Source organism: Mucilaginibacter oryzae (assembly GCF_003148845.1).
Lineage (GTDB): Bacteria > Bacteroidota > Bacteroidia > Sphingobacteriales > Sphingobacteriaceae > Mucilaginibacter > Mucilaginibacter oryzae.
Genome location: NZ_QGHA01000005.1, coordinates 302,713 through 327,790 on the forward strand (window position 1 = coordinate 302,713; position 25,078 = coordinate 327,790).

Sequence of the window (25,078 nt, forward strand, 5' to 3'; positions counted from 1 at the left end):
CTTATAATTAAGCGCCCTTCCGGCGCTTTCTTTCTTTAGTGATCAGGCTAAGCTCACGGCTCATCTGGCCGGCTATAGCCGTGTTTTCCTGCGCCCTGCGGAACAGGTATGGCAGCACGGCCTTTACGGGTCCGTAAGGCACGTATTTAGCTACGTTATAATCAGTATGGGCAAGATTAAAACTGAGGTTATCGCTCATACCCAACAGCTGTGAAAAATACACGTGCGGGTGTTTATGGTCGATGCCTTTGTTATTCAGCAATTCGGCCAGCAGGCGGCAGCTTTCCTCATTATGCGTACCTGCAACGAACGCGATTTCATTGATATGACTGGTGCAGTAGTCAAGCGCCGAATCGTAATCCAGGTCGGCCGATTTTTTATCCGGTTGAATAGGCGACGGATATCCTTTTTCTTCGGCCCGCTTCCGTTCCTTCTCCATATAAGCGCCGCGTACAATTTTAGCGCCGAGTATAAAGCCCTCGCTTTGCGCAATGGCATGATCATTTAGCATCGAAGCTAATTTATCATGCCTGTACATCTGATAGGTGTTATACACTATGGGTTTCTGCTTGTTAAACCTGGTCATCATGGTAAGCGCCAGCAAGTCAATTGTATCCTGAATCCAGCTTTCCTCGGCGTCAATCATTACCGGTACACTATTTTTATAAGCTTTATCGCAAATAGCCAGCACCCTGTTTTGAACCCTTCTCCACTCCTCTTCTTCGGTATCGTTCAGTTTAAGGCGCGCGTCCAGCTTTTCAAGCAGGCCGAAACGGCCAACGCCGGTCACTTTAAATACTGTAAGCGGAATCGCCTTATCTTTAGCAGCACGCTCAATGGTGCGGATAATCTCGTCGCGGGTGTTATCAAATACGGTTTCATCTTCCTCTCCCTCTACCGAGTAATCTAAAATGGTACCTACCCTGCCGCTGCAAAGGTTTTTGATGGTATAATCACATTCGGCAATGGTTTCGCCGCCGCAAAAATGTTTAAATATAGTAGCTTTGATAATGCTTTTGATAGGTAAGCCAACCTTCATGGCAAAGTTGGTAACCGGTGGCCCGATCTTCACTAAAAAATTAACATTGATCATTTTAAACAGCCAGTAAGCGCGGTTCAAATCAGCATCGGATGAATGGCGGAAAGCTATTTCTGTATTTTCGAACGAGGGCGTATTTTGCCCTTGATTATTGTTATTTTCGTTAGAGGTCATCTGCAAAATTATAAAATGATAACTCATAATTGCACGAATAGTTTATTTTTGCCATCCCATGATCGAATTTAAGTTAGAAGGCGACTTCATCCCCATGATCCAGCTACTCAAAGCTGCAAACTTAGTACAAACCGGCGGCGAAGCCCAAATAGTTGTTACCGAAGGACTTGTAAAATACAACGGCGAGGTTGACTATCGTAAACGCCTCAAAGTAAAAAAAGGCGATACCGTTGAGTTTGATGGGAATAAAATTATTGTAGTATAATAATGAACACTATTCAAAGCGATAATTACGCGGTTTATTTTGATAACGCTCTTGACGAATTAGTAAACTTTATAAAAAAAGGTAAGTACACTAAATTTTTCATTTTAACCGACGAAAACACAGGCGAACATTGCCTGCCATTATTAACAAACAAGCTTGATGGCCTTGCTTATGATTTGATCGAAGTTCAGTCAGGTGAGGAAAATAAAAATATCGACTTTTGCGTGGGCGTTTGGAAGATGCTGATTGATTTTGGCGCCGACCGTAAAAGCCTGATGATTAACCTTGGCGGAGGTGTTATTACCGATATGGGGGGCTTCGCGGCTTCTACCTATAAAAGAGGTATTGATTTTGTACAGGTACCCACTACCTTGCTTTCGCAGGTTGATGCTTCTGTTGGCGGTAAAACAGGTATTGATATTGATGGGATTAAAAACATTATCGGCACATTTACGATGCCTAAGGCCGTATTTATAGCCCACGAATTTTTACAAAGCCTGCCCCCGCGCCAGATTTTATCCGGCCTGGCCGAGATGCTGAAGCACGGCTTAATTGTAGATGCTGCTTATTGGACCAAGCTTAAATCAAGTGATCTTAAAAATCCATCGGTCGATCTGGTACACCGCTCGGTAGAGATCAAAAACGAAATTGTGCTGGAAGACCCGCACGAAAAAGGTATACGCAAGGCATTAAATTTTGGCCACACCATCGGCCATGCTGTTGAAACTTATTCGTTACTGCATGATGAAGATAGCCTTTCGCATGGCGAGGCCATTGCCATCGGTATGATCTGCGAATCGTACATCGCCCATAAAAAAGCGGGACTGACATTGGCTGAACTTCATGAAATTGTTGCGGTACTCAGCAATCTGTACCCCAAATATACCATTAATGAAGACAGCTTCGACGAACTGCTGCTCAACATGCAAAAGGATAAAAAAAACGTAGGAAACGAAATTAATTGCACCTTACTGACACACATCGGCCGTTACAGTATTGACAATGTATGCACAGCCAGCGAACTTTGTGATAGTTTAAGATATTACATTAACCTGTAACATGCTGCAACATTTAGATTCGCGAAATCAGGCCGCTTTGACACTGATGGGTTTGCTGATTGTTTTAACCCTGATTGAAATGGGCCTGAGTTATTGGCAAGATCGTAAATATTACGAAACCCGCGATACGCTTACCAACATTTACCTTACCTCGCTTGCAGTGGTTACCAATCTGTGCGTTAAGGTATTTACCTTTTTTATTCTTGATTATACTTACCAGCATTACAGGCTGTTTCAAATTCAAAACGTGTTCTGGTATTGGTTTGTGCTGGTTATCGTTCAGGATTTTTTGTATTGGGTGTTGCATTACACAGGCCATTACTGTCGTATGTTTTGGGCCATGCATGTAACCCACCACTCGTCCGAGCATTTTAACTTTACCACAGGTTTCCGGTCTACCGTTTTCGAACCACTGTATCGTGTTTTCTTTTATTTGCCATTGGCGTTGATGGGCTTTACCGCTCTCGATATTTTGTATGCCTATTTGATTACCCAGCTTTATGGAAACCTGGTGCATACGCAGTATAAAATTCCTTTACCCAAATGGTATGGATGGATTTTTGTAACGCCGGCGCATCACCGCGTTCATCATGCTTCAAACATTCCTTATCTCGATAAAAACATGGGTATGGTGTTGATCATATGGGATAGGCTATTCGGCACCTTTCGCGATGAAGACTTGCCCGAACCTGTAAAATATGGACTTACCAAACAGCCCGAAGATATGGGACCGGTAAACGTACTATTCCATGAATGGAAAGCTTTACTGCACGACGTTAAAAACGCACCCGATCTTAAATCGAAATTTGGCTACTTTATCCACCCTCCGGGTTGGAGCCATGATGGCAGCACACAAACCGCGCGTGTATTGCAGCGGGAATATAAGAAAATGGAACAGGCGCAAAAAAAACACGAAACCGCTGCGTAACATTTCAAACCGGCAAGGGTCATATTACATAAATTACCTGAACCGATGCTTCAACTAACATCCAAAATACAACATAACACCTACGAAAAAGGTGAGTTTTCTGACGAACAACCACGCGATCTGGATGAAACCATCCGTTTGATAAAAGATTTTCCATAGGATGCTGAGCGTGCATTAACTGATATTCAGTTAACCGGGCCATCAGTAACTATCCAGGATGCTGATCTTAATTATCTGAAAGTAGGGCTTTTCTTTAACGGTAAGTTCTGCGTTTATTATCTGGATAACCATAATCATTTGTATGAATATCACGTGCCTACTGTTGAGGATGCCTGCAACCTCGTAGCAGACTTTTTTAACCAGGCTCTCAACTTAAAATTGTTTAAAAACCATTTTTTTAACGTTGGTAATAAATCGCATTTTATAACTAATGATTTTATGTATAAAGCCGAGATAGTGATGAAGCCCCAAATAATAGGAGCTGTTCTTGGCTTGTTATTTTGCTTAACATTTATATTCCTTCATGCGTTCAGCGTGTTTGTGATAACTGCTGCTGCCTTAATTGTTTTTATCGTGGCATCGGTAGTTATGGTTGTGTTTTTAGCTTCTTACCTTGCAGAGGCCAATAGTGGTAAATTTATACAGATATCAAGGGGTAATGATCTTTTTACTTATTCGAGCGATGGTACACGCATTTTTACTCTTAGTAAATTGGATATAACGCAGATCAACCATCGAATTAAAAGCAAGAGAGAAGCGGAAAGCATTACCCTTGTATTTAATAACGGTGCCACTATCGATCCGGGGGCTGTTATCTCGCCCAGGATACTGTTAGGTAAGTTTCCCGAAAAACTTAATATCCCCATCTATAACATCCGTTCCACTATATTGGGCCAATATATTAGTAAAACATAACAGACTGCACTTTTAGCGAGGTTTTGTTTAAAATGTTTAGATGTTATGATCGATACAGCCATAAAGTATACATACAAGAAAAAAAATCAAGCCCTGTTCCAAATTTAATTTGGCTGACATACAATTTTCAACAAAAAATAAAATTATCTATTGACAAACTCTTTTTTTACCGTACATTTACGCCGTAATAAAAAACAAACAAATGAAATTAGCAGGTGCATACTTCTTTGGTTACTACTTTTACTTTACCAGTAAGAGCCGGGACTGATATGTACTAAACAAAACATATAAAAACACCAAAAGTCCCGGCCTAAAAGCCGGGACTTTTTGCTTTAACAGGGTTTATGAAAATAGAACGACCAAAAGTTGCAATACAGGGAATCAGGGCATCGTTTCATGAGGAAGCCGCGATCAGGTACTTTGGCGACAATGTGGAAACCATCGAGTGTAACTCCTTTAAACAAACATTCGAGAGCCTGAAAAAACGCGAGGCCGATTATGTAGTGATGGCTATCGAAAACAGCATTGCAGGCAGCATTTTGCCTAATTACACTTTGCTGCTTGATTACGGGTTCCCGGTAGTGGGCGAAATTTATCTTCCCATCCAGCTGCACCTGATGGCCCTGCCCGGCGTTAAGTTTGAGGATGTAAAGTATGTAACCTCCCACCCTATCGCTTTGCGCCAGTGTGTTGACTTTTTTGACGAGTACCCGCACCTTAAAATTGTTGAAAGCAGCGATACCGCCGCCTGCGCCAAACGCATCAGGGATGAGCAGCTTACCGATACGGTGGCTGTTGCCAATGCCCTGGCCGCGCAGCTGTATGGCCTTGATGTTTTGGAACGCCGAATCGAATCAAATAAAAGGAATTTCACCCGTTTCCTAATCATTACGCAGCATGATAACGTGGAGAAAAAAACGGCCAATAAAGCTTCGCTGTGTTTCCAGGTAAGCAATAAAGTAGGCTCATTGGCTAAAGTACTTAATATTTTTGCCGAAGAAGGCGTAAACATGAGCAAAATCCAGTCGATGCCTATTTTAGGCAAGCGTAATGAGTATAACTTTTACGTTGATATTGAATGGGAAGAACAAAAACAATATGATTCGTCAATAAGGCAAATATTGAAGTATACGCACAATTTCAATATCCTTGGCGAGTATGAGCGCCATGACGACGAACCTTCAACCGCACCCAAACAGCACCGGGCGGAAAGAAGTATTCGTAAATACATTAACATCAGGCGTAATAACTAAGCAAGCGAAAAAAAATCAATACAAATAAAATTTAAAAAACTCCCGGCATTAAAACCAGCCGTTTAATACAAAAAACACGATGAAACTAAATTTAAATATCCAGCCGCTTAGCAGTTGGATCAAAACCAGCAGCGAACCATTGGTAATTTCCGGCCCTTGCAGCGCCGAAACAGAAGAGCAGTTAGTAGCAACCGCTCATTTATTAGCCCAAACAGGTAAAATTTCGGCATTGCGGGCCGGGATCTGGAAACCACGCACCCGTCCGGGCGAGTTTGAAGGTATTGGCAGCATTGGTTTAGAGTGGTTAAAACGCGCCAAAGCAGAAACCGGTTTACCTACCGCTGTGGAAGTTGCAACCGCTAAACACGTTGAAGAGGCCCTGGCCGCCGGTGTAGATATCCTTTGGGTAGGTGCCCGTTCAACCGCTAACCCTTTCACCGTACAGGAAATTGCTGATGCCCTTAAAGGTGTTGATGTACCGGTAATGGTTAAAAACCCGGTAAACCCTGATCTTTCATTATGGGTTGGCGCTTTAGAGCGTATCAACAACACGGGCATCACTAAACTGGCTGCTATTCACCGTGGTTTCTCATCGTACGAAAAATCGGCTTTCCGTAACGAACCGATGTGGGATGTTGCGATCAGCCTGAAAACGCTGGCCCCTGAACTGCCTATCATCAATGATCCAAGCCACATCACCGGCAACCGCGACCTGATTGGCTACGTTTCGCAAAAAGCGTTAGACCTGGATATGCAGGGCTTAATGATAGAATCACATATCGACCCGAGCGTAGCGTGGACTGATGCCAAACAACAGGTTACCCCTGCCGCTTTAGCCGATATCATTGACCATTTAGCGTTACGCAAACCGGAAGTTAAAAACTCGGAAGTAAATGACAAACTGGCTGAACTGCGTAACCAGATCGACAAAATTGATGATTTGGTGATCCAGAAAATTGCCGAGCGTATGCAAATTGCCGAGAAAATCGGTCAGTACAAAAAAGATAACAACATTACCATTTTACAGGTTGGCCGTTGGGACGAGATCCTGCAAAAACGTACCACTTATGGTAAAGCCTTGAAATTAAGCGGCGAGTTTACCGAAAAGCTGCTCGAATTGGTTCACAGCGAATCTATCCGCAGGCAAACAGAGGTTATGAACGCCGAAGCCAGCCAGGGGCAAGCAGAAAAACTTACACACGCTTAATTTGATAATGATGCAAAACATCATTCTTAAAAGAAACAATAAAATCATTAACGGTACGGTTAACCTCACCGGTTCAAAAAGTGAGTGTAACCGTGCCCTCATCATCGAAGCGCTAAGCAATGGCAAAGTATTAGTTGAGAATATTTCTGATGCTGCCGATGCTGTTTTATTAGCCGGCATTTTAAGAGGGAATCAGGAATCAAGAGTCAGGAATCAAGAGATTTTGCCTGGCGATACTAATTCCGAAATCGAAAATTGCAAATCCGAAATTGTGGATATCGGCCCGGCCGGTACTGCCATGCGCTTTTTAACGGCCTATTATGCCATCCAGCAGGATGAAGTGATATTAACCGGAAGTAAACGCATGAAGGAACGCCCTATAGGTGTTTTAGTAGATGCCTTACGTGCATTGGGCGCCAATATTGATTATGAAGAGAACGATGGCTACCCTCCCATCAAACTTAAAGGTGGTTTTAAACAGCAAACCAACAAAATCAGCATTAAAGGCAACATCAGCAGTCAATACATCACCGCATTGTTGTTAATTGCATCAAGTTTGCCTGAAGGACTGGAACTGCATATTGAAGGTGATTTAACCTCCCGCCCTTATGTTGAAATGACCCTGGCCATGTTAAACACTGCCGGGATTAAACATCATTGGGAAGGCAATGTAATTTCGATAGCTAAACAGGATTTTGCCGCTACAACGCTAAGTGTTGAGCCCGACTGGAGCGCTGCTTCATACTGGTACGCTATAGCCGCTTTGGCCGATGAGGCTGAACTGTTTTTAACAGGCCTAACGCCATACAGCTTACAGGGCGATAGCGTAATCACCGAGATCATGGCTAACTTTGGTATCACCTCGCAATTTAAAGATGGCGGCGTTCACCTAAAAAAAGAGAACAAACCCATCTCGCGCCGCGAATTTGATTTGAAGGAATGCCCGGATCTGGCCCAAACCGTAATTGTTGTTTGCGCGGCCTTAAACCACGAAGCATCATTTACCGGCCTGGAGACACTGAAGATCAAGGAAACCGACCGCATTTTAGCTTTACAAACTGAACTTGCCAAAATGGGCGTTAAACTGATTGAAAAAGATGAAGTTTATACCCTGGATTGCAGCGGAAAGTTTATACCGGATAATATCTTTATCAATACTTACCACGATCACCGCATGGCTATGGCATTCGCGCCATTGGCACTCATCCTGCCGCAAATGGAATTTGAAAACGGCCCGGTAGTTGAAAAATCATACCCCGCTTTCTGGACAGACCTGGAAAAGCAAGGGTTTGAAGTGGAAGAGAAAGAAGCTTAAAGCAAAAGGCTTAAGGCATAAAGCTAATAACTAAGCCTTAGTTCAACACGTCATTGCGAGGCACGAAGCAATCGCACCCGAGCAGGTCCACCCTGTAAAGTTCGAGATTGCTTCGTACCTTATAATGACGTAATATTAATACAAAACCAATTAAAGATATCAGATGCGATTTTCTCAAATCTCATATCTAACATCTCATATCAAAAAATATGGCAGGTAACTCATTCGGGCAATTATTCAGGATAACTACTTTTGGCGAATCGCATGGTGAGGCCATAGGCGTAATTATAGATGGATGCCCGGCCGGTTTACCGGTTGACCTTGAGTACATTCAGGGCGAACTGGATAAACGCAAACCCGGTCAATCAAAAATAACAACACAGCGTAAAGAGAGCGATACGGTAAAAATCCTGTCGGGAACCTTTGAAGGTAAAACCACAGGAACACCTATAGCCATGCTGATCCCCAATGAAGATCAGCGCTCAAAAGATTACAGCCATAACGTGGATGTTTTCCGCCCCTCACACGCCGATTATACCTATCAAACCAAGTACGGTATCCGCGATCACCGTGGTGGCGGCCGATCATCAGCCCGCGAAACCGCTGCCCGTGTAGCGGCCGGAGCTTTGGCCAAGCTGTTGCTTAAAACCCAGGGCATTGAAATTGTTGCGCACGTAAGCAGCGTAGGTAAAATCAAGGCGCCTAACGTATCGATCAATGATGCACAGGAGTTTATCGAAGAACGAGAAAAAAACATTGTACGCTGCGCCGATCCGGCTACTGCCGAAGAAATGATCGAATTTATTGACAGCGTACGCAAGGATGGCGATACTGTAGGCGGCAAAATCAGCTGCTATGTAAAAAACTGCCCGGTTGGCCTTGGAGAGCCCGTGTTTGATAAACTCCACGCAGACTTAGGTAAAGCGATGCTGAGCATCAACGCGGTGCATGGTTTTGAATTCGGATCGGGATTTGAGGGCAGCGAAATGCGGGGCTCGGAACATAACGACATTTTTGTGAAATCGCACCTGGGCGATGTGCATACCATTACCAATTTTTCGGGCGGGATCCAGGGCGGGATCAGCAACGGGATGCCTATCGAGTTTAGGGTAGCTTTTAAACCTGTTGCCACCATCATGAAAAACCAGGCAACAATTGACAGTCAGGGAAACATCGCCGAAATTTCAGGCAAGGGCCGTCACGACCCATGCGTGGTTCCGCGCGCTGTACCTATTGTGGAGGCCATGGCAGCCCTTGTTCTCGCTGATCATTGGCTGAGAAACAGAAACTCTAAGTTAAGCTAAAAGCTTAAGGCAAAAAGCAAAATTGAGCTAAAAGCCGAAGGCTTAAAGCTAAAAGCAAAATTGGGCTGAAGGCTGAAAGCAAAAAGCTAAAAAGGCCGAAAACTTAACGCATTAAATAGGATGCTTTAAGCTTTCGGCCTTTTGCTTTAAGCTCAAATAAAAAGCTTTATGCTTTCAGCCTTCAGCTTTCAGCTCAATCCCCTATCTTTACAAGGCTATGTTTACCAATCTTATCCAATTATACCAACAAGCCTATAGCGGACTTTCAAAAAACAGCTGGTACCTGAGCATCGTCATGTTTATTAACCGAAGCGGCACCATGGTGGTGCCGTTCATGACTATTTATACCATTCGTCAGCTGCATTTTACTATTGAGCAGTCGGGTTATATTATGGCCATTTTCGGTGTCGGCGCGGTATCAGGCGGGTTTATCGGTGGTAAACTGATCAATAAAATAGGTTTTTATGATTTGCAGGTTGGCGCCCAACTTACCGGTGGATTGCTGTTTTTGATACTTGGATATCAGCATAGCTTTACCAGCGTGGCTGTTTTTACGCTGATATTGAGCATTTGCAATGAATCATTCAGACCAGCAAACTCAACGGCTATAGCCCATTACAGCACCGAAGATAATAAAACGCGCTCCTACTCACTTAACCGCCTGGCCACCAATTTAGGATGGGCTTTTGGCGGCGGTTTGGGCGGATTGCTGGCTTCTATAAATTATCATTTACTTTTTTGGGTAGATGGTTGTACCAACATTGCCGCGGGCTTATTGCTGTTGATATTGATGCCCCGGTCAAAAGTAGCAAAAACCATTAAACAAGCCGCCGCCGGTTTTGATGAGGTGTTTTCGTCGGCCTACCGTGATGGTATTTATCTTGTTTTTATTTTACTCGCCACGTTGTTTGCCACCTGCTTTTTCCAGTTTTTTATTATGCAGCCGGTGTTTTACAAAGTGCAGTGGCATTTTAACGAACGCCTGATCGGTATCTTGCTGGCCTGGAACGGTATACTGATCGTATTGGTTGAAATGGTTTTGATTAACTGGCTTGAAGGCAAAAAGCACCCGTTAACGTACATTATATCCGGCATACTGGTTACCGGCTGTAGTTTTGTTTTGCTGAATGTTATGCCGCATGTAACCTGGGTAGCCGTACTCATTGTAAGCATGGTTACCCTTGGCGAAATGCTAAGCATGCCATTTATGAACACATTCTGGATAAGCCGCTCAAATGTGCGTAACCGGGGCGAATATGCCGCGTTGTACAGCATGTCGTGGTCAGGGGCGCAAATCATAGCGCCTTTTTTTGGCAGCCAGGTAATTGCTTACGGCGGTTTTGAAATGCTTTGGTGGGTGCTGGGTGGTGTATGTTTGCTTGTGGCTTTCGGCTACGCGGTAATGCAACGGTCGGTCCCGGCAGATCAAAAAGTACCGGTTTTGCCTTAATTGTAAGCTTCGGGAAACAACTTACCTCTTTTTAACATCGAAAAATAAGACCCGAAAGCATTTAGCAGCGCCTAAACCAGATACTTATTCATCATCCGCTCACTAACTATATTAGCCTCCTCAATAACAGACTCCGGATAGCCCATTGATTTTAAGATAGCTATGCCATTAGTACTTTTTAACAGCCCTTGTTTAAGCATGTAATCAAACACCAGCGTCCGTCCGTCTTTCGAATCGGAGAAAGAATAAACCATAAAATCTTCATCCAGCAGCTCGGCCAGCTCCAGGTCGTGGGTTGAAACAAAAACAAAGTTTTGATTTGCGGTAATGTATGATAGTACCGATTTTGCCGCCGCGATGCGTTCGATGGTATTGGTGCCCCTGAAAATTTCATCAATGATCACCAGGCTTTTAATAGTTTCTTTTTCGGCGCTATGATCAATAATATCTAAAATAGCTGATGCCTGGGCCTGGAAATAGCTTTTCTGCTCATCAATATTATCGGCGGTTTTAATACTGGTTTGTATTTTAAGCACCGGCGCTTTATAGCTTTTGGCGCAGCTTGTAAATATAGTTTGAGCAAGTAAGGTGTTCAACCCCAAAGCTTTTATAAATGTAGTTTTACCAGACATGTTTGAGCCGGTAATCAGTGCCCCCCTATCGGCATCGGTAGTGTACAATGAATTTGGTACGCAATTAACAACCAGGGGATGAAAAAGCTCCGCGATTTCAATTTTCCCATCAGTGACTGTAAATTCGGGCTTGCTATAAAACGGTAAGCCCGCTCTTACCGATTGTATAGCGATCAGCGCATCGGCACGTCCAATAAATTCGTAAACCACCCTAAGATCCTCACGGAACTTCTCAATTTGTTTAAGCGATGACGTATAAACGTAAGGCTCAACCACAAACAATATTTTAAATAACTGGAAAACGGCATGGCCTATATCGGTATTGGCGCTTACAACAGCGGTTTCCGCATTAACAAGCCTAAGGGCGCGCTTTAAGCCCAGTAGGCGGGTAAGGCTTTGCTTTACGGCATCGGTATGACTGAACTTACCGCTTTTAACCAGTGTTACTGCAACGCTGTGCATAATTAATGCCTGTGGCAACGAACTGGTATAGTCCGATATTTTTTTGCGGCTTGTAAAATAGATCACTACATTATAAACAAACAACAAAACAAGAAATATAAAGCTGAATATATTGGGAATAATGGCAAGCGAAACAAAGCCTGCCAGGATAAGAAAAGGCGATACCCTGATATACGTATTTAAAACCGATTGAAAAACCGGCTGGTGAGCGCGTAAAAATAAATTAACAATATGATAAGCGTTGTTGCTGTTTAACCTGGACAATTCGACCTCCAGCCTATCGCGGGCGGGCACATCTATATTAAGGTCCTCAATTTCTGCATCAAGCTCATGAAGGATATCGGTATCGGTTATGGGATGATGAAGTAATTTGTATAAATATTGCTTGCCCGGCTTGCTGTTTGTACGGTCAATATAATTGAATACGCTGTTCAGATCAAGATCATTGGCTGTTTGCGCGGAAATTTTATTAGGAGCCTCGTCCGAATCGAGGTACAACCTGATCAGATCAAAGTTGCGGCGCGCGTTAACGGGCTTGCCCCATTTGCCCTTTATTTTCGCCAGTCGTTTTTTAGCCCAGCTTAACTTATTGTAATATAACCTTATATAAAATATCAGCGTAATAGCAACTAAAACCAACGCAACGGCAACGAAGTAATACATATATAAAAATATAAAAATTTGGTCAATCAGATATTTTATCGACCATAAAAATGAGGTAAAGGTCAGGATTAGTAACTAAGTTCAAGGTTGTAATACTGGTTGGATTTCGGAAAGTAACTACCGGTGACGATTTCATCAGCATAGTTGGTAAATTGGCAAAGTATACACATTGCCCCACGTCAGACGTGTATATAAAACCTTATTGCTTATCCTGCCAGGCGGCATCAACAGCCATTTCAACAATCACATTATCCGGGCTTTCAAGTTCGGCATCATGTGTTCAAGCGCTTCGCTGCGGATTGGATTTCCTCTATTTTTTCAAAAATTGACGCAAAGCCTGCTGCGTGAAAGCCGAAAGCACCAAATTACCGCTTATGGCGGCTTTTTGTAAAAGGAGTTCGTCCCAGTTTTCTGTACCCTCCCAAAGCGATTGCTTTAAGCGTACAAGCGCTTCCGGGTTATAAGATGCCAATTGTTGCGTAAACGTTAGCAGCGCTTCATCAAGCGATGCTCTATCATCATAAACATCATGGTAAAGGCCTTTTTCTTTTGCCCACGAGGCCGTTTGAAAATCGGTGGCTTTAAGGGTAAGGTGAGTAAAAGCCGATACGCCTATTTTACGTACAACCGCCGGCGCTATTACAAACGGCCCGATCCCGATGGTAAGTTCGCTGAGCTTTATGGATGACACATTGGTGGCCAGGCAATAATCGGCCGCGGCGGCTAAGCCAACGCCGCCGCCAACCGCTTTTCCCTGTACCCTTGCTACAATTATTTTAGGCGATTTACGGCAAGCGTTGATTACGTTGGCGAAGCCCTCAAAAAAACGCGCCCCCGATTCCTTATCCGTAATAGCAATTAATTCATCAAAGCTGGCTCCGGCACAAAATGTACGGTCGCCTTCGCTTTTCAATACAATAACTTTGGTTTGGGGCATGCTCCCGGCATCCACAATAGCTTCGGCGAGTTGTTTTAAAAGCTGCGCCGACATAGAATTTTGCGCAGGATGGTAAAAACTTACCGTAGCCACGCCATATGAAGATAATGAAACAGAAACATTTCCGCTTGCCGCCGCCATATATTAAATTTTAAGGATAGAAACCGTTAATATCAGAAGTATTTAAGACAGGCGCAATTTAAATTACGCGTTAAATTCACCTTTTAACTAAAGGGATATCAAAATAAAACATAGCGCCTTTTCCGGGCTCGCTCTCCACCCCTATTTTACCCTGGTGGTTGGCAATAATCTCGGCCGAGATATACAGCCCCATTCCGAGGCCGCCAGCCGTAAATTTCTTATCCTCAGCTCGGTAAAAGCGTTCAAAAATCCTGTCTATCTGCCCGGGCGATAAGCCGATGCCAAAATCGGTAACAGATACCCGGACAAGATCACCAATAACACCGGCATGAACAATGATCCTTTTGTCATCGGCAGTATATTTTACCGAGTTGTTGATCAGGTTCATCATTACCTGCTCCAGCCGTCCTGCGTTTCCGTAAATATAGGCTTCTTCGGTAGTTGTGTTTATAATTTCAAAGTCGGGATAAATGTGTGCAGCGTTTTCAACAGACGAAGCTACGAGGTTGCCAAGATTAACTTCTGTCATCATATACTCAAGCCGCCCGGCGTGAATTTTACTCACATCCAGCAGGTCATTAACCAAACGCTGTAATTTGTTAAGAGATCCGGCGGCCTTTTCAACATACTGTTTCACCACCGCCGGAAGCTCTTCTTTTTTATAGGCCGATATTAGTTGCAGATAACCTTTCAGGCTGGTTAACGGTGTTTTTAACTCGTGGCTTGCAACTCCTATAAACTCGTCTTTAAGATCAAGCTGCTTTTTCTGCTCTTCAATATCGGTAGCCGTGCCTACCCAAAAAATAATTTCGCCGCTATCATCGCGTAAGGGTACAGCGCGGTTAAGATGCCAGCGGTACGTATTGTCCCATCGGCGAAACCTGTTTTCCAGCTCGTAAACATCGCCGCTTTTTAATGACGCATGGTAGGTATCCATGGTTTTCTGTAAATCATCCGGGTGTACAATCTGCTGCCAGCCCCCGGCTGCCGCTTTGCCGTAAAGGTGGCCCGTATAATCAAACCAGCGCCGGTTGCAAAAGTCAAACTCACCATTGGGGAGGTTAGTCCAGGTTATTTGCGGAATATTATTGGCAAGCAGTTTGAAGTGCTCGCGGCTAACCAACAGGTCGGCGGTACGTTCTCGAACCGTATCTTCCAGTTGGTTGTTCAATCGTTCGGCAGCATCCTGCGCCTCCTCAAGCTGGTCATTTTTAACTTTCAGTTCCCACTCTGCCTGTTTCTGAATGGTTAAATCAGTAAGGATTAAACTAAGGGCAGTACCTTCATCCAGGTCAAGCGTTGTACACGAGATCAGGCAGGGCGTTACATTAAAATCGCGGCTTGAAAGCAGTAATTCGCCTTTGCAATCATTTTCCCAGCCATCTTTAATCACCTCATTAAACTTATCGCATGATACCTCCGGAACAAAAATATCAAACTTTAAACCAATCACTTTTTCAAGCGGCTCGTTAACCATGGCGGCAAAACGCGTGTTGCAATACAAAATGATGCCCTCGCGATTCAATGTGACAGCGCCTTCGTTCATCTTCTCAATAAAAACGCGATAGGTTTGGTCGGCAGTTTTTAAAGTGTATAGCTGGTGCCCGCCGTCATTTTTCACAACAATAGCATCAACCTCTCCGTTACGGATAGCGTCGATGGTATCACCGGCTTCCTCCAACTTTATCCTGAGCCGCTCGTTTTCGGCCAGTAGTTGATCATATGTAAGTTTATCAGCTTCCATTGTTAAATCCCGGTATTAATGCCAAGCCCCTTTAATACTTTTTCAGTGTCAGACATATCGCCTATTAACCTGCGCTCAGTACCCGGCGCTTTTTTAATGAGCATGGGCAAGGCTATGATTTGTTCTGACCGCGCTATGGCCGGCTGCTGGTGTACGTCAATAATTTCGAGCGTGTAATTACCCTTCAGATACTTTTCGCAAATCTCATTTAAATTAGATATGGCACGGGTTGAATTTGGAGAAGCGCCGGTAATAAACAGGCGTAACCTGTAATGGCTATCATCGTCGGTATCGGCCAAAGGAAATCGGTTTTGCTCGGTCATCTATTTTTATTTAACGGGCCTTATGTTGAGGCCTACCAAAACTTTTTCTTCGTTAGACAGATCGCCTATTATTTTACGGATAGGTTCAGGCACTTTTCTTACCAGTGTTGGTACGGCAAATATCTGGTCGCCCTCTGCAAGCTGCGGCTGCAGCAACAGGTCAACCACTTCAATAACGTATTGCCCTTTTAAATGTTCTTCGCAATATTTTTTAAGATTGGTTAGCGCCGTTACTGATTTTGCTGTTTTTCCGGCGATATACAACCTTAATTCATAGGTTACAGCTTCGGTTTCCATTACTTTTCCTTTTTGGTGTTATCTTTAGGGGTAGCGGCGTTTCCGTGGCGGATATTGGTAATTTCCTGCCTGTTTTTTTCAATAATGTTCTGCTTCAGCTCCTCCTCAAGATAAATTTTGTTCAATTCCTCTTCTGCCGATTCAAATTCGGCCTGCAGGGTTGAAATCTTCGCTTCAAGCATCATTCGTTTGCGCATCACCTCCCTATCTTTGCGGGTAACGGCAAAATCGCGCAGGGCAACCCCGGTTTTTTCATTTAGTTTCTGGGCTTCACGTGCCGATCCTGTCAGCACACCTTCTGGTCCCAGGTAAACGTCAATCAGATCAAGTCCGTTGTCGGTGATAACAAATTCACGCACCTGGTTGGAATGTTTCATACCGCGCGATTTCATGATATAAAGCCCGCGGTTACGTTCGCCGTTGCTTTCAATATCCCGCACCAGCACCCAGGTGTCTACCAGAGAGGAAAGCCCTTCGTCTGTCTGATCGTTGATGATCGTATTAAGCGTTAAGGCGGTGAACATCGTGGTAATCTGTTCTTCCTGCAAAAAATCAATCAGCCTGATCAGCATAGTTTTCACCTCGCTTACCGAACCTGCCGTAATCAGGTTAGTGATCGGATCAAGCACCACCGCCGCCGGTTTAAACTTTTTAATAAGTTTATAAATTACTGCCAGGTGCATTTCCAAGCCGTAAAGCGTAGGGCGCGATGCATGGAACATCAGCAAGCCTGAATCTATATGTTTTTGAAGATCAACGCTGATGGATTTCATATTACGGACAATTTGCCGCGGCGATTCTTCAAAGGCAAAGTAAAGGCACCTTTTATTATTTTGGCAGGTTTCGTGTGCGAAATACGCTGCTAAACTGGTTTTGCCGGTACCTGCCGTGCCCGATACCAAAATACTGCTGCCTTTAAAAAAGCCCTTGCCTCCCAGCATCTGGTCGAGGGCCGGAATCCCTGATGAAACCCTTTCAGTTGACACATCCTTCTCTAACTTTAAGGAAGTAACAGGCAAAACCGAAATACCTTCTTCATCAATTAAAAAAGGATACTCGTTGGTACCATGCTGCGAACCGCGATATTTTACAATACGCAACCTTCGGGTAGAAATCTGGTTAATAACACGGTGATCCAATAATATCACGCAATCAGATACATATTCTTCAAGTCCCTGGCGGGTTAATGCAGCCCCCTCACCCCTTTCGCCGGTAATGACAGCGGTAACACCTTTTTGCTTTAAAAAGCCAAAAAGCCTCCGCAGTTCCGCACGCAATATAGTTTGGTTTGACAGGCCCGAAAAGAGGTTTTCTAAGGTATCGAGCACCACACGTTTGGCGCCTATACTATCAATAGCGTAGCCTAAACGGATAAACAGCCCTTCCAGGTCGTATTCTCCCGTTTCTTCAATTTCGCTCCGGTCGATGTGTACATGGTCAAGCCTGATCTTTTTATCGGCTTGCAGCTTATCCAGGTCAAAGCCCAGCGAAGCAACATTTGTGGTTAATTCTTCAGCCTTTTCCTCAAAAGCGATAAAAACACCAGGTTCATTAAATTCAGTAACTCCCTTTATAATAAATTCAAGCGAAAGTAAAGTTTTACCGCAACCGGCTTCGCCGCACACCAGGGTCGGCCTGCCTTTAGGTAAACCGCCTCCAGTTATTTCATCCAAACCGTTGATGCCTGTAGGTGTTTTTGGCAACGATGGATGATGGACAAGGCTTTGTTTTTTATTGACATTAGTCATTTAAACTGTTTTTAATATAGGTTAGATATCATTCAATCATAGCGACATATCTCCTCTTTTTAATGGGATAATAATGTCAATATTTATCAAATTGTTTTAGTAAGCTTGATTTTACAGGTAAGAAACTCCTCACTAAAACTGAATTAAAAGGAAAATAAACCACAACCATTTAAACTATTTTCATAAACCAAGCGCACTAATACCAACAACATAATTAAAAGAAAAACAATACTTTGCGGCAGTCATATTATTAACAATATACTCCCGGCTAAGCACCAGATGCAGTAATAATCCAACCAGTTCCCGTTTTCTGCGTTTAAAGAATTAAATGGACTATCTTTATACGATTTACCTGTGAAATGAATTATCCGTTTAACAATCAGTTTCAGCTTAACGAAAACGTTTTTCGCATCCTGATAGAAGAGTCGCCGCTGCCTGTAGCCTTGTACGTAGGGGAAGAAATGACGATCATGATCGCTAATAAAACAATCATCGATATTTGGGGGAAAGGCCCGGATGTTATCGGCAACACCTACTTTGCCCTTCTTCCGGAATTAGAAACGCAGGGATATCATGATGTACTGCGCAACGTTTTTTATAAAGGCGAATCGTACGAGGGAAAGGAACACCGGGTTGAGCTGGTGATGAACGGCAAACCGGAGACCTTTTATTTTAATTTCACCTTTAAACCTTTAAGAGATGAAAAAGGCGAAGTTTGGGGTGTGCTCAATACCGCGGCCGATGTTACCGAACTGGTGCTTACCCGCGAGCAACTCACCGAAAAAGACGAGCGCATGAAGTTTGCCCTGCAGGCTGCCGAACTTGGTACGTGGGACTTGTACCCCAACCAGCAAATTGTGATCTGGGACGACCGTTGTAAGGAACTATGCGGGTTTAACCAGGAGGATGAAATAAATTACGCCAATATTTTAACCTATGTACATCCGGACGATGCCCACAGGCTGCAAACTGCTGTAACCAAAGCTTACGACCCGAAACAGGGCGGGGCGTATGATTTAATTGTACGCACCATTAACCCCGATGGTTCGCTTAAATACTGGATTCACCTTAAAGGTAAGGCCTATTTTAATGAAGCTGGTGAACCTGTTCGTTTTGCCGGCACCGTACAGGATATTACCCGCGAAATATTTGACAGGCAGGAGCAGGAAAAGCTTATAGCGCTTATTAATAACACCGCCGATGTTGTTGCCCTTGGTAATATGAACGGCGAGGTAACTTACCTTAATAAAACGGGCTATGCCATGCTGGGCATCAACACCGCCAATGAAGCATTAAGGCCCGGTATTGAGTACTTTGCAGATCAGGATCAACAAAAGGTTACCCATGAAATAGAGCCATCGGCAAAGGAAACCGGTAGGTGGAACGGCGAGATGCGCTACCGTAATTTTGTTACCGGCGAAACCATACCTGTTTATTTAAGCTGCTTCAGAATAGATGACCCGCTAACCGGGCAACCTATTGGCATGGCTTCGGTAGCCCGCGATTTGAGACCGGAAAAAGAGGCCCGCAATGAGCAATACAAACTACTATCGCTTATTGACCATAGTTCGGACTTTGTAAGCCTCTCCGACATAGATGGCAACGTAAGTTACGTAAATACGGCGGGCCGCAACATGCTGGGAATAAAAAACAAGGAAGATGTAAGGCGGCATAACAGCGAATATATTATGCCCGGAGAGCTGGAAAAACTTAAAAACAACATCAACAAATCATTAATGACCAACGGGAAATGGAGCGGTGAAGTTTTTTACCGGCATTTCGAAACCGGCGAGGCTATCCCCGTTTATGGCACTACCATGCTGGTTTACGACGCGGCCACTGGTAAACCGCAGGGAAGGGCCAGCCTGGCACGCGATTTACGCCGCGAAATAGCCGACAGAAAGGCGCTGATGGATAGTGAACGCCTGTTGCAAAGCATCACCAACGCCTCGCCCGCGGCTTTGTGGATGGCCGATAAAAATGGCGATATCATTTACATTAACCAAACCTGGATTGACTGGACCGGCATCCCCTATCAGCAGCAAATGGGCAAAAGCTGGGCTAACTCAATTATCTCAGAAGATAAAGAGCGCGCAATTAGAAAATTTAATGACGATTTGCAGGCCCGGAGGTTTTATGAGGTTGATTTCAGGATAAAACGCCGGGATGGCGAAATCCGCTTCTGTATTGCGTCGGGCAACCCGCAATATAATGCCGACGGCGATTTTACGGGTTATATAGGCGCTTGTGTTGACGTTACCGATAAAATGTTTGCCGAGCAGCAATTAAAGCTTAAAAACCAGGAACTTAATGAACAGATCAAGCAATTTGAATTTGTTACCAACTTTATGCCGGTACAATTGTGGACTGCACGTACCGACGGGCAAATTGATTATGTGAACCAACGGGCAGTTGATTACTTCGGCTTACCATCGAGCCAGATAGCAGGGCCGGATTGGCTGGACGGTATTTACCCCGAAGATCAGCCGGGATGCATCGAAGCATGGAATACGGCTTTGGCAAGCGGCAGTTTTTACCAATACGAATTCAGGCTAAAAGACAGGTACGGCAATTATAAATGGCACCTTACAAGGGCTTTACCTTTTATAATTGACGGAAAGATTATAAAATGGTTTGGTACCAATACGGATATTGACGAGCAGAAACAGCTGCAACGCCAAAAGGACGACTTTTTGGGCATCGCCAGCCACGAGCTGAAAACACCTGTTACCAGTATCAAAGCCTATGCGCAGGTACTTGGGGCAATGCTTGAAAAAGAAGGCCAAAACAAAAAAGCTGAATTGGTATTGCGAATGGATAGCCAGGTAAACAGGCTTACCAACCTGATCGGCGATTTACTGGATGTGACCAAAATAAACTCCGGCAGGCTGCAATTCAATAAAACCTGGTTTGATTTTAATGAAGCCGTGAAAGAAACCGTTGTAGATTTACAGCATACCACACAAAAACACAAGTTGATCACCTATTTTGGTGATGTGGTTAAAATACACTCGGATAAAGACCGTATTGGCCAGGTGATTACCAACTTAATTACCAACGCTATAAAATATTCGCCCCATACCGATGAGATTATTATCAGCACACGCGTAGAAAATAACGAAGCTATTGTTTGTGTACAGGATTTCGGCATTGGGATTGCGGAAGACAAACTGGACAAAGTATTTGAACAGTTTTACCGGGTAAGCGGAAATAAGCAGCATACTTTCCCCGGTTTGGGCTTAGGGCTATATATTTCTGCAGAGATAATTAAGCGCGAAGGCGGCAGAATGTGGGTAAACAGTGTGGAAGGCAAAGGGTCAACCTTTTGCTTTTCGTTACCCTTAAACACCGACATTAATAATTAATATCGACCCGCGATTTATTAAAAATTTTTATTATAATTATCATAAAGGTTTAACCAAACCTTTACACCTGAAAATGAGTAAGAAAAATAAGAAGATCATGATTGCGGACGATGATCCGGGTATAGTTGATGCGGTAGAAATGCTGCTGGAGTTTGAAGGTTACGATGTGGTGTCTACGCTCGACGGTTCTGCAGCCCTCTCTGATCTGAAAGAGCAGCACCCCGATTTACTGTTACTGGATATCTGGATGAGCGGTGAAGACGGGAGAGATATCTGTAAAAAGATAAAACTTGATGATGCTGTTAAAGATATCCCTGTTATTATGGTCTCGGCCAGCCGGGATATCAGCAAATCGGCCATGGAAGCCGGCGCCGACGACTTTTTGGCCAAGCCGTTTGAAATGGACGAATTGTTGAACAAGATTGCCCGTTATATAGAAAAACAGGATGTACCTGATTTGGAAATTTGATACGTCAACCGGTTAAAAAATCCGTTGCCGACAAAACCCTAAAGCCTCCTGCTTAGCCTGGGAACCTAACCCGAACCAGGTAAATCAACTGAAATAAAAAAACATTAACCCATAAGCTATGTTATTTATTATAACAAAACAACAACAGCTATGGGAGTTTTACAACATGTACAACATCAGATATCGGCGCTAAACGACCTGATAAAAATAAATAACGACAGGATAGCCGGTTACCAGAAAGCAATTGAAGCTACGGATGAAACTGGTTTAACTTTGCTTTTCAATGAGTATATTGAACAAAGCAAAACTTATGTTAACCAATTACGCGATTATATTCATGTTTTAGGCGGTAACCCGGCAGAAGGCACAACGCTTTCCGGCAAATTTTATCATGCATGGATGGACGTAAAATCAGTTTTTATAAGTAAAGACAAGCAAAGCACCTTATCAAACTGCGAATACGGCGAAGATGTGGCCAAAAAAGCCTACCGCGAAGCGCTCGACGATAAGGAGCTGATCTGGGAAGATGACCAGGTGGTAAGCCTGCTTACAGAACACCTGGAAGGTTTAAAAAAAGCGCATGATACCGTAAAATCGTTAAGAGATACGGTAAGCGCCTGATGAATTACTTTAGCTTAAAAAATGAACAGCACAAACAGATTGGTTTTTGAGGCACCTAAAAGTATGCAGGTACACGGCTGCTTTTTAAAAAGCGCCTGCACCCAGGATAAGGTAATTTATACGCTTTCGCAGTTAAGGCAGGGCACGTTAGAGGATATTACCAAAAAGCTGAAGGAATTTGAGCCGAAGGTAAATGCCTTTACACATCAAAAAAATGCAGCGGAGGTGCTTGATTATCTTTTCGAAAAGGGCCTGGTTAAACTAACCCGGCAAAACGGAAAATTAATTTATAACCTGGTTAATGCTTAATCAGGTTATAACATGTAGTCTGCCCCTTTTCGATATTAAATATCTTTTATCAACCTGTTAATCAGCAGTTCCTTTATATGGGGCAAGTTTTATTTTTTTGTAAGATTGCATTAAAAATGCTACCAGATCAGTTATATTCATTGGCGGCTCATTGGTAGTAATGGTTAACTTATCCATGCCCCCTGAAAAATCAATATCGAAATAATAATTGGGTACATCCACTAACTGGTTGCCCTGCTTCCAGTTGTACATTTTTTTCAGTTCACTCCGCTTTAGTAAATAGTTAAGGCTGTCCAGTTGTACAGGGCTAAGCTTACCTGCAAAATCGCCCTTATAAGGTTCGGCATGCTCGCCGCCCTTTAAACGATAAGTGCCATCGGCCCATATATTAATGGCAAGCTGGGGGCAACCACCATAACAGGTTGAAGATAAAAAACGTAGTTTTGAGAATTTGACACTGTTATCAAAACTTACCTTATAATTTTTAAACTCCAACGGTGGGCGGCCCGCCAGTTTCACAGCGTTTTCGTTAACAGCTTTTATCACCAGCTTTTTTCCGTCAAAATAATTTATCAAAAACGTTGATATTTCAACATGTTTCTGCCTGAAGTTGTCGGCGCTGGTGGTGTAGGTATCCATTATTTTAAGCGTATCGCGCTTAATTTCGTAGCCGTTTTTATACTTGTCAAAACCATCAAAATTGAAATATACCTTCCCCCCAGCAAAATAAAGGTGACCAAGATCGTCGTTAATCCACTTTTCCGATTCGACTGTTGAATGCTGGGCAAGAACAGGGCTAATAAACCAACCAAAGGCAAGCAAAAAAATCAGAGCGTGTTTCATGTACATAAAACTTACAAACTCATATAATATTGGCTAAGCGATTCAAAATCGTCAAATTTTTGGTCGTAGTCGTCTGTATTGCCAAAGCCGTAGCTAACAAATATAAATGGTAAACCGGCAATGCGTGTCTGCTCGGCATCGCCATTGGTATCGCCAATGTAAACCGGGCTTTTCAAGCCGTGCTTATCCATCAATAAATGCATGTTATAATTTTTGGGCATCTGGTTGGTACCATACGCCATCACGTCGGTAACATAATCAGCTATGGCCGCCCAGTTTAAAAACAGCGGGATAATGCCGACAGCGCAATTACTTAATACAAAAACTTTGTACCGTGTTGATAATTGTTTGATGCCTTCTGTAACGCCTTTATACACCATGCCCCCGCTGGTTGGCAAAATTTCACGCCTAACCTGGTTTACTTCATAATAAATTTCCATCCCTCGTTTTTCGTCAAATTCGGGCAGCAATACCTGGGTAAGCCGTTTTCCGTCAAGACCAATAACGTGTAAAAGATCATCGCGCTTAATATTTCGTTTCATATCGTGCTTTTGAAAAATCAAATTCCATGATTCGGCATAGGTGTCAACGGCATCCCACAGGGTTCCGTCCATATCAAAAATCAAACTATCGGGTTTTACCATAGGGGGAGATTGTGTTTTCGCTAAGATGAAGATTTAACCTGAATTAATGTTCATATTTTCTTCATTATTAATCCTCACTTTAGCAGTGTGATAAGGTTAACGCGGATAGGCTTAGCAGGAGGCCGACCCCGCAAAGAACCCCCGCCGCCCGGTGGGGGTTTCTTTTTTTGTAAGTATTTAGATCGAAAATCTTTAGCTAATCGTACCATCCGGCTTTTAACCTTACAACTAAAGACTTAAAACTTCCAACTAAACACTAATACCATCCCCTACCTTATAAACTTCATGAAACTTAATGCCTTGTTTATCAAAATGCTTTACATAAGCGGCATAGCGCTGCGCAATAAAAAAATCTTTGGCATAACCATCATGCACCGGGAAAATCTGCTTCGGCTTCAGTTCATCTGCAAAGGCGGCTATGACAGGCTCGCTGGTGAAGGGAGCCATGGTAACCATAATCAATAATTCGATACCCTTAAAATTCAACAGCTTTTTCTCCATCGAATCAACAGGGTGCAGCACCTTATTATTGATCAGGAAGCCGGTCATCTGCGGCAGGGGGTTATCCATAATCAGCTCGTGTTGAACGGGAAAGGCCTGGAGTTTAAAGGGGCCGGCCCGATGCGTGCCTTCTTCCAGGATGATATATTTAATATCTTTTCCGTCAAGCTCTTTAGCCACCTGGGTGTTGGTAATTACCGTTGCCCCGCTTAAATCAACAATACTTTTTAAAATATCCACATCGAAATGATCGGGGTGAACATGGGTGATCACGATGCTTTGTACATCCTTAAACATCTGCGCTTTTACCAGGCCCTCGGCAAATGAAAATTTACCGGGATCGAATAATAACTGATAATTATCCAACTCGAACAGCAGGCATGAATGAAGATATTTGGAAATTTTCATAGGATTGGTGTGCTTTAGTTTTTAAATATACACATGTAAAGGCAAGGTAGCTTAAAAAATATG

At 43.5% G+C, this 25,078-nt stretch carries 23 protein-coding genes; 13 read left to right on the plus strand and 10 right to left on the minus strand.

The genetic code is table 11. The features are described from left to right. Positions 1–7: 7 nt before the first annotated feature. The gene (locus tag LX99_RS15360) at positions 8–1,213 is read right to left on the minus strand and encodes a proline dehydrogenase family protein (RefSeq protein ID WP_022833066.1); all 1,206 of its coding nucleotides are present in this window, start codon (positions 1,211–1,213) and stop codon (positions 8–10) included. 58 nt (positions 1,214–1,271) lie between these two features. Here LX99_RS15360 and LX99_RS15365 point away from each other — a divergent pair, with 58 nt between their 5' ends. The 9 genes from LX99_RS15365 (at position 1,272) to LX99_RS15405 (ending at position 10,908) form a co-directional block, all read left to right on the plus strand. Beyond that, positions 1,272–1,478: an RNA-binding S4 domain-containing protein gene (locus LX99_RS15365; RefSeq protein WP_022833065.1), complete on the plus strand. Its 207-nt coding sequence runs from the start codon at positions 1,272–1,274 to the stop codon at positions 1,476–1,478. A gap of 2 nt (positions 1,479–1,480) precedes the next feature. Beyond that, entirely contained in the window at positions 1,481–2,536 is a 1,056-nt protein-coding gene (gene aroB, locus LX99_RS15370) for a 3-dehydroquinate synthase (RefSeq protein ID WP_109608681.1), read from the plus strand. 1 nt (position 2,537) lies between these two features. Then, on the plus strand, positions 2,538–3,464 hold the full coding sequence (locus LX99_RS15375) for a sterol desaturase family protein (protein ID WP_170122720.1): 927 nt from the start codon (positions 2,538–2,540) through the stop codon (positions 3,462–3,464). A 297-nt stretch (positions 3,465–3,761) separates the two neighbouring features. Then, positions 3,762–4,379 carry a hypothetical protein gene (locus LX99_RS15380; protein ID WP_170122721.1) on the plus strand — a complete coding sequence of 206 codons (618 nt, stop codon included), beginning with the start codon at positions 3,762–3,764 and terminating at the stop codon, positions 4,377–4,379. A 344-nt stretch (positions 4,380–4,723) separates the two neighbouring features. Next, positions 4,724–5,632 carry a prephenate dehydratase gene (locus LX99_RS15385; RefSeq protein WP_022833060.1) on the plus strand — a complete coding sequence of 303 codons (909 nt, stop codon included), beginning with the start codon at positions 4,724–4,726 and terminating at the stop codon, positions 5,630–5,632. Between the two features lie 79 nt (positions 5,633–5,711). After that, complete coding sequence (locus tag LX99_RS15390; RefSeq protein ID WP_109608683.1) at positions 5,712–6,839, plus strand: chorismate mutase; 1,128 nt, start codon at positions 5,712–5,714, stop codon at positions 6,837–6,839. Positions 6,840–6,846: 7 nt separating this feature from the next. Next, positions 6,847–8,154 (plus strand): 3-phosphoshikimate 1-carboxyvinyltransferase, encoded by a 1,308-nt coding sequence (gene aroA / locus LX99_RS15395; protein ID WP_109608684.1) that lies wholly within the window; start codon positions 6,847–6,849, stop codon positions 8,152–8,154. 209 nt (positions 8,155–8,363) lie between these two features. Next, complete coding sequence (aroC, locus tag LX99_RS15400) at positions 8,364–9,458, plus strand: chorismate synthase (RefSeq protein ID WP_109608685.1); 1,095 nt, start codon at positions 8,364–8,366, stop codon at positions 9,456–9,458. A 217-nt stretch (positions 9,459–9,675) separates the two neighbouring features. Further along, positions 9,676–10,908 (plus strand): MFS transporter, encoded by a 1,233-nt coding sequence (locus LX99_RS15405; protein WP_109608686.1) that lies wholly within the window; start codon positions 9,676–9,678, stop codon positions 10,906–10,908. A gap of 71 nt (positions 10,909–10,979) precedes the next feature. Here the strand turns inward: LX99_RS15405 and LX99_RS15410 are convergent, their stop codons facing one another. From LX99_RS15410 to kaiC, 6 genes are all read right to left on the minus strand, one after another. Further along, positions 10,980–12,665, minus strand: a complete 1,686-nt coding sequence (locus LX99_RS15410) for a MutS-related protein (protein WP_109608687.1) — start codon at positions 12,663–12,665, stop codon at positions 10,980–10,982. A 310-nt stretch (positions 12,666–12,975) separates the two neighbouring features. Next, a complete protein-coding gene (locus tag LX99_RS15415) occupies positions 12,976–13,743 on the minus strand; it encodes an enoyl-CoA hydratase/isomerase family protein (RefSeq protein WP_109608688.1) in 768 nt (255 codons plus the stop codon). A 76-nt stretch (positions 13,744–13,819) separates the two neighbouring features. Beyond that, a complete protein-coding gene (locus LX99_RS15420) occupies positions 13,820–15,487 on the minus strand; it encodes a PAS domain-containing sensor histidine kinase (protein WP_109608689.1) in 1,668 nt (555 codons plus the stop codon). 2 nt (positions 15,488–15,489) lie between these two features. Continuing rightward, positions 15,490–15,810: a circadian clock KaiB family protein gene (locus LX99_RS15425; protein WP_109608690.1), complete on the minus strand. Its 321-nt coding sequence runs from the start codon at positions 15,808–15,810 to the stop codon at positions 15,490–15,492. A gap of 6 nt (positions 15,811–15,816) precedes the next feature. Further along, positions 15,817–16,107 carry a circadian clock KaiB family protein gene (locus LX99_RS15430; RefSeq protein ID WP_109608691.1) on the minus strand — a complete coding sequence of 97 codons (291 nt, stop codon included), beginning with the start codon at positions 16,105–16,107 and terminating at the stop codon, positions 15,817–15,819. Continuing rightward, on the minus strand, positions 16,107–17,855 hold the full coding sequence (gene kaiC / locus LX99_RS15435; RefSeq protein ID WP_109608692.1) for a circadian clock protein KaiC: 1,749 nt from the start codon (positions 17,853–17,855) through the stop codon (positions 16,107–16,109). Before kaiC ends, LX99_RS15430 begins: the two co-directional genes overlap by 1 nt. A gap of 359 nt (positions 17,856–18,214) precedes the next feature. Here kaiC and LX99_RS15440 point away from each other — a divergent pair, with 359 nt between their 5' ends. The 4 genes from LX99_RS15440 to LX99_RS15455 all read left to right on the plus strand — a co-directional run bounded on the left by LX99_RS15440 (position 18,215) and on the right by LX99_RS15455 (position 22,619). Continuing rightward, the gene (locus LX99_RS15440) at positions 18,215–21,220 is read left to right on the plus strand and encodes a PAS domain S-box protein (RefSeq protein ID WP_109608693.1); all 3,006 of its coding nucleotides are present in this window, start codon (positions 18,215–18,217) and stop codon (positions 21,218–21,220) included. A 73-nt stretch (positions 21,221–21,293) separates the two neighbouring features. Beyond that, the gene (locus LX99_RS15445; protein ID WP_022833051.1) at positions 21,294–21,689 is read left to right on the plus strand and encodes a response regulator; all 396 of its coding nucleotides are present in this window, start codon (positions 21,294–21,296) and stop codon (positions 21,687–21,689) included. 150 nt (positions 21,690–21,839) lie between these two features. Continuing rightward, on the plus strand, positions 21,840–22,310 hold the full coding sequence (locus tag LX99_RS15450; RefSeq protein WP_109608694.1) for a ferritin-like domain-containing protein: 471 nt from the start codon (positions 21,840–21,842) through the stop codon (positions 22,308–22,310). Between the two features lie 21 nt (positions 22,311–22,331). Further along, a complete protein-coding gene (locus tag LX99_RS15455; RefSeq protein ID WP_109608695.1) occupies positions 22,332–22,619 on the plus strand; it encodes a hypothetical protein in 288 nt (95 codons plus the stop codon). A gap of 57 nt (positions 22,620–22,676) precedes the next feature. On the opposite strand, the gene LX99_RS15460 is transcribed toward LX99_RS15455, so the two are convergent. From LX99_RS15460 to LX99_RS15470, 3 genes are all read right to left on the minus strand, one after another. After that, entirely contained in the window at positions 22,677–23,462 is a 786-nt protein-coding gene (locus LX99_RS15460; protein ID WP_109608696.1) for a DUF6438 domain-containing protein, read from the minus strand. Positions 23,463–23,473: 11 nt separating this feature from the next. After that, positions 23,474–24,106, minus strand: coding sequence for an HAD family hydrolase (locus LX99_RS15465; RefSeq protein WP_109608697.1), 633 nt, complete (start codon positions 24,104–24,106; stop codon positions 23,474–23,476). Positions 24,107–24,355: 249 nt separating this feature from the next. Further along, on the minus strand, positions 24,356–25,015 hold the full coding sequence (locus tag LX99_RS15470; protein WP_109608698.1) for an MBL fold metallo-hydrolase: 660 nt from the start codon (positions 25,013–25,015) through the stop codon (positions 24,356–24,358). Between the last annotated feature and the right edge of the window lie 63 nt (positions 25,016–25,078).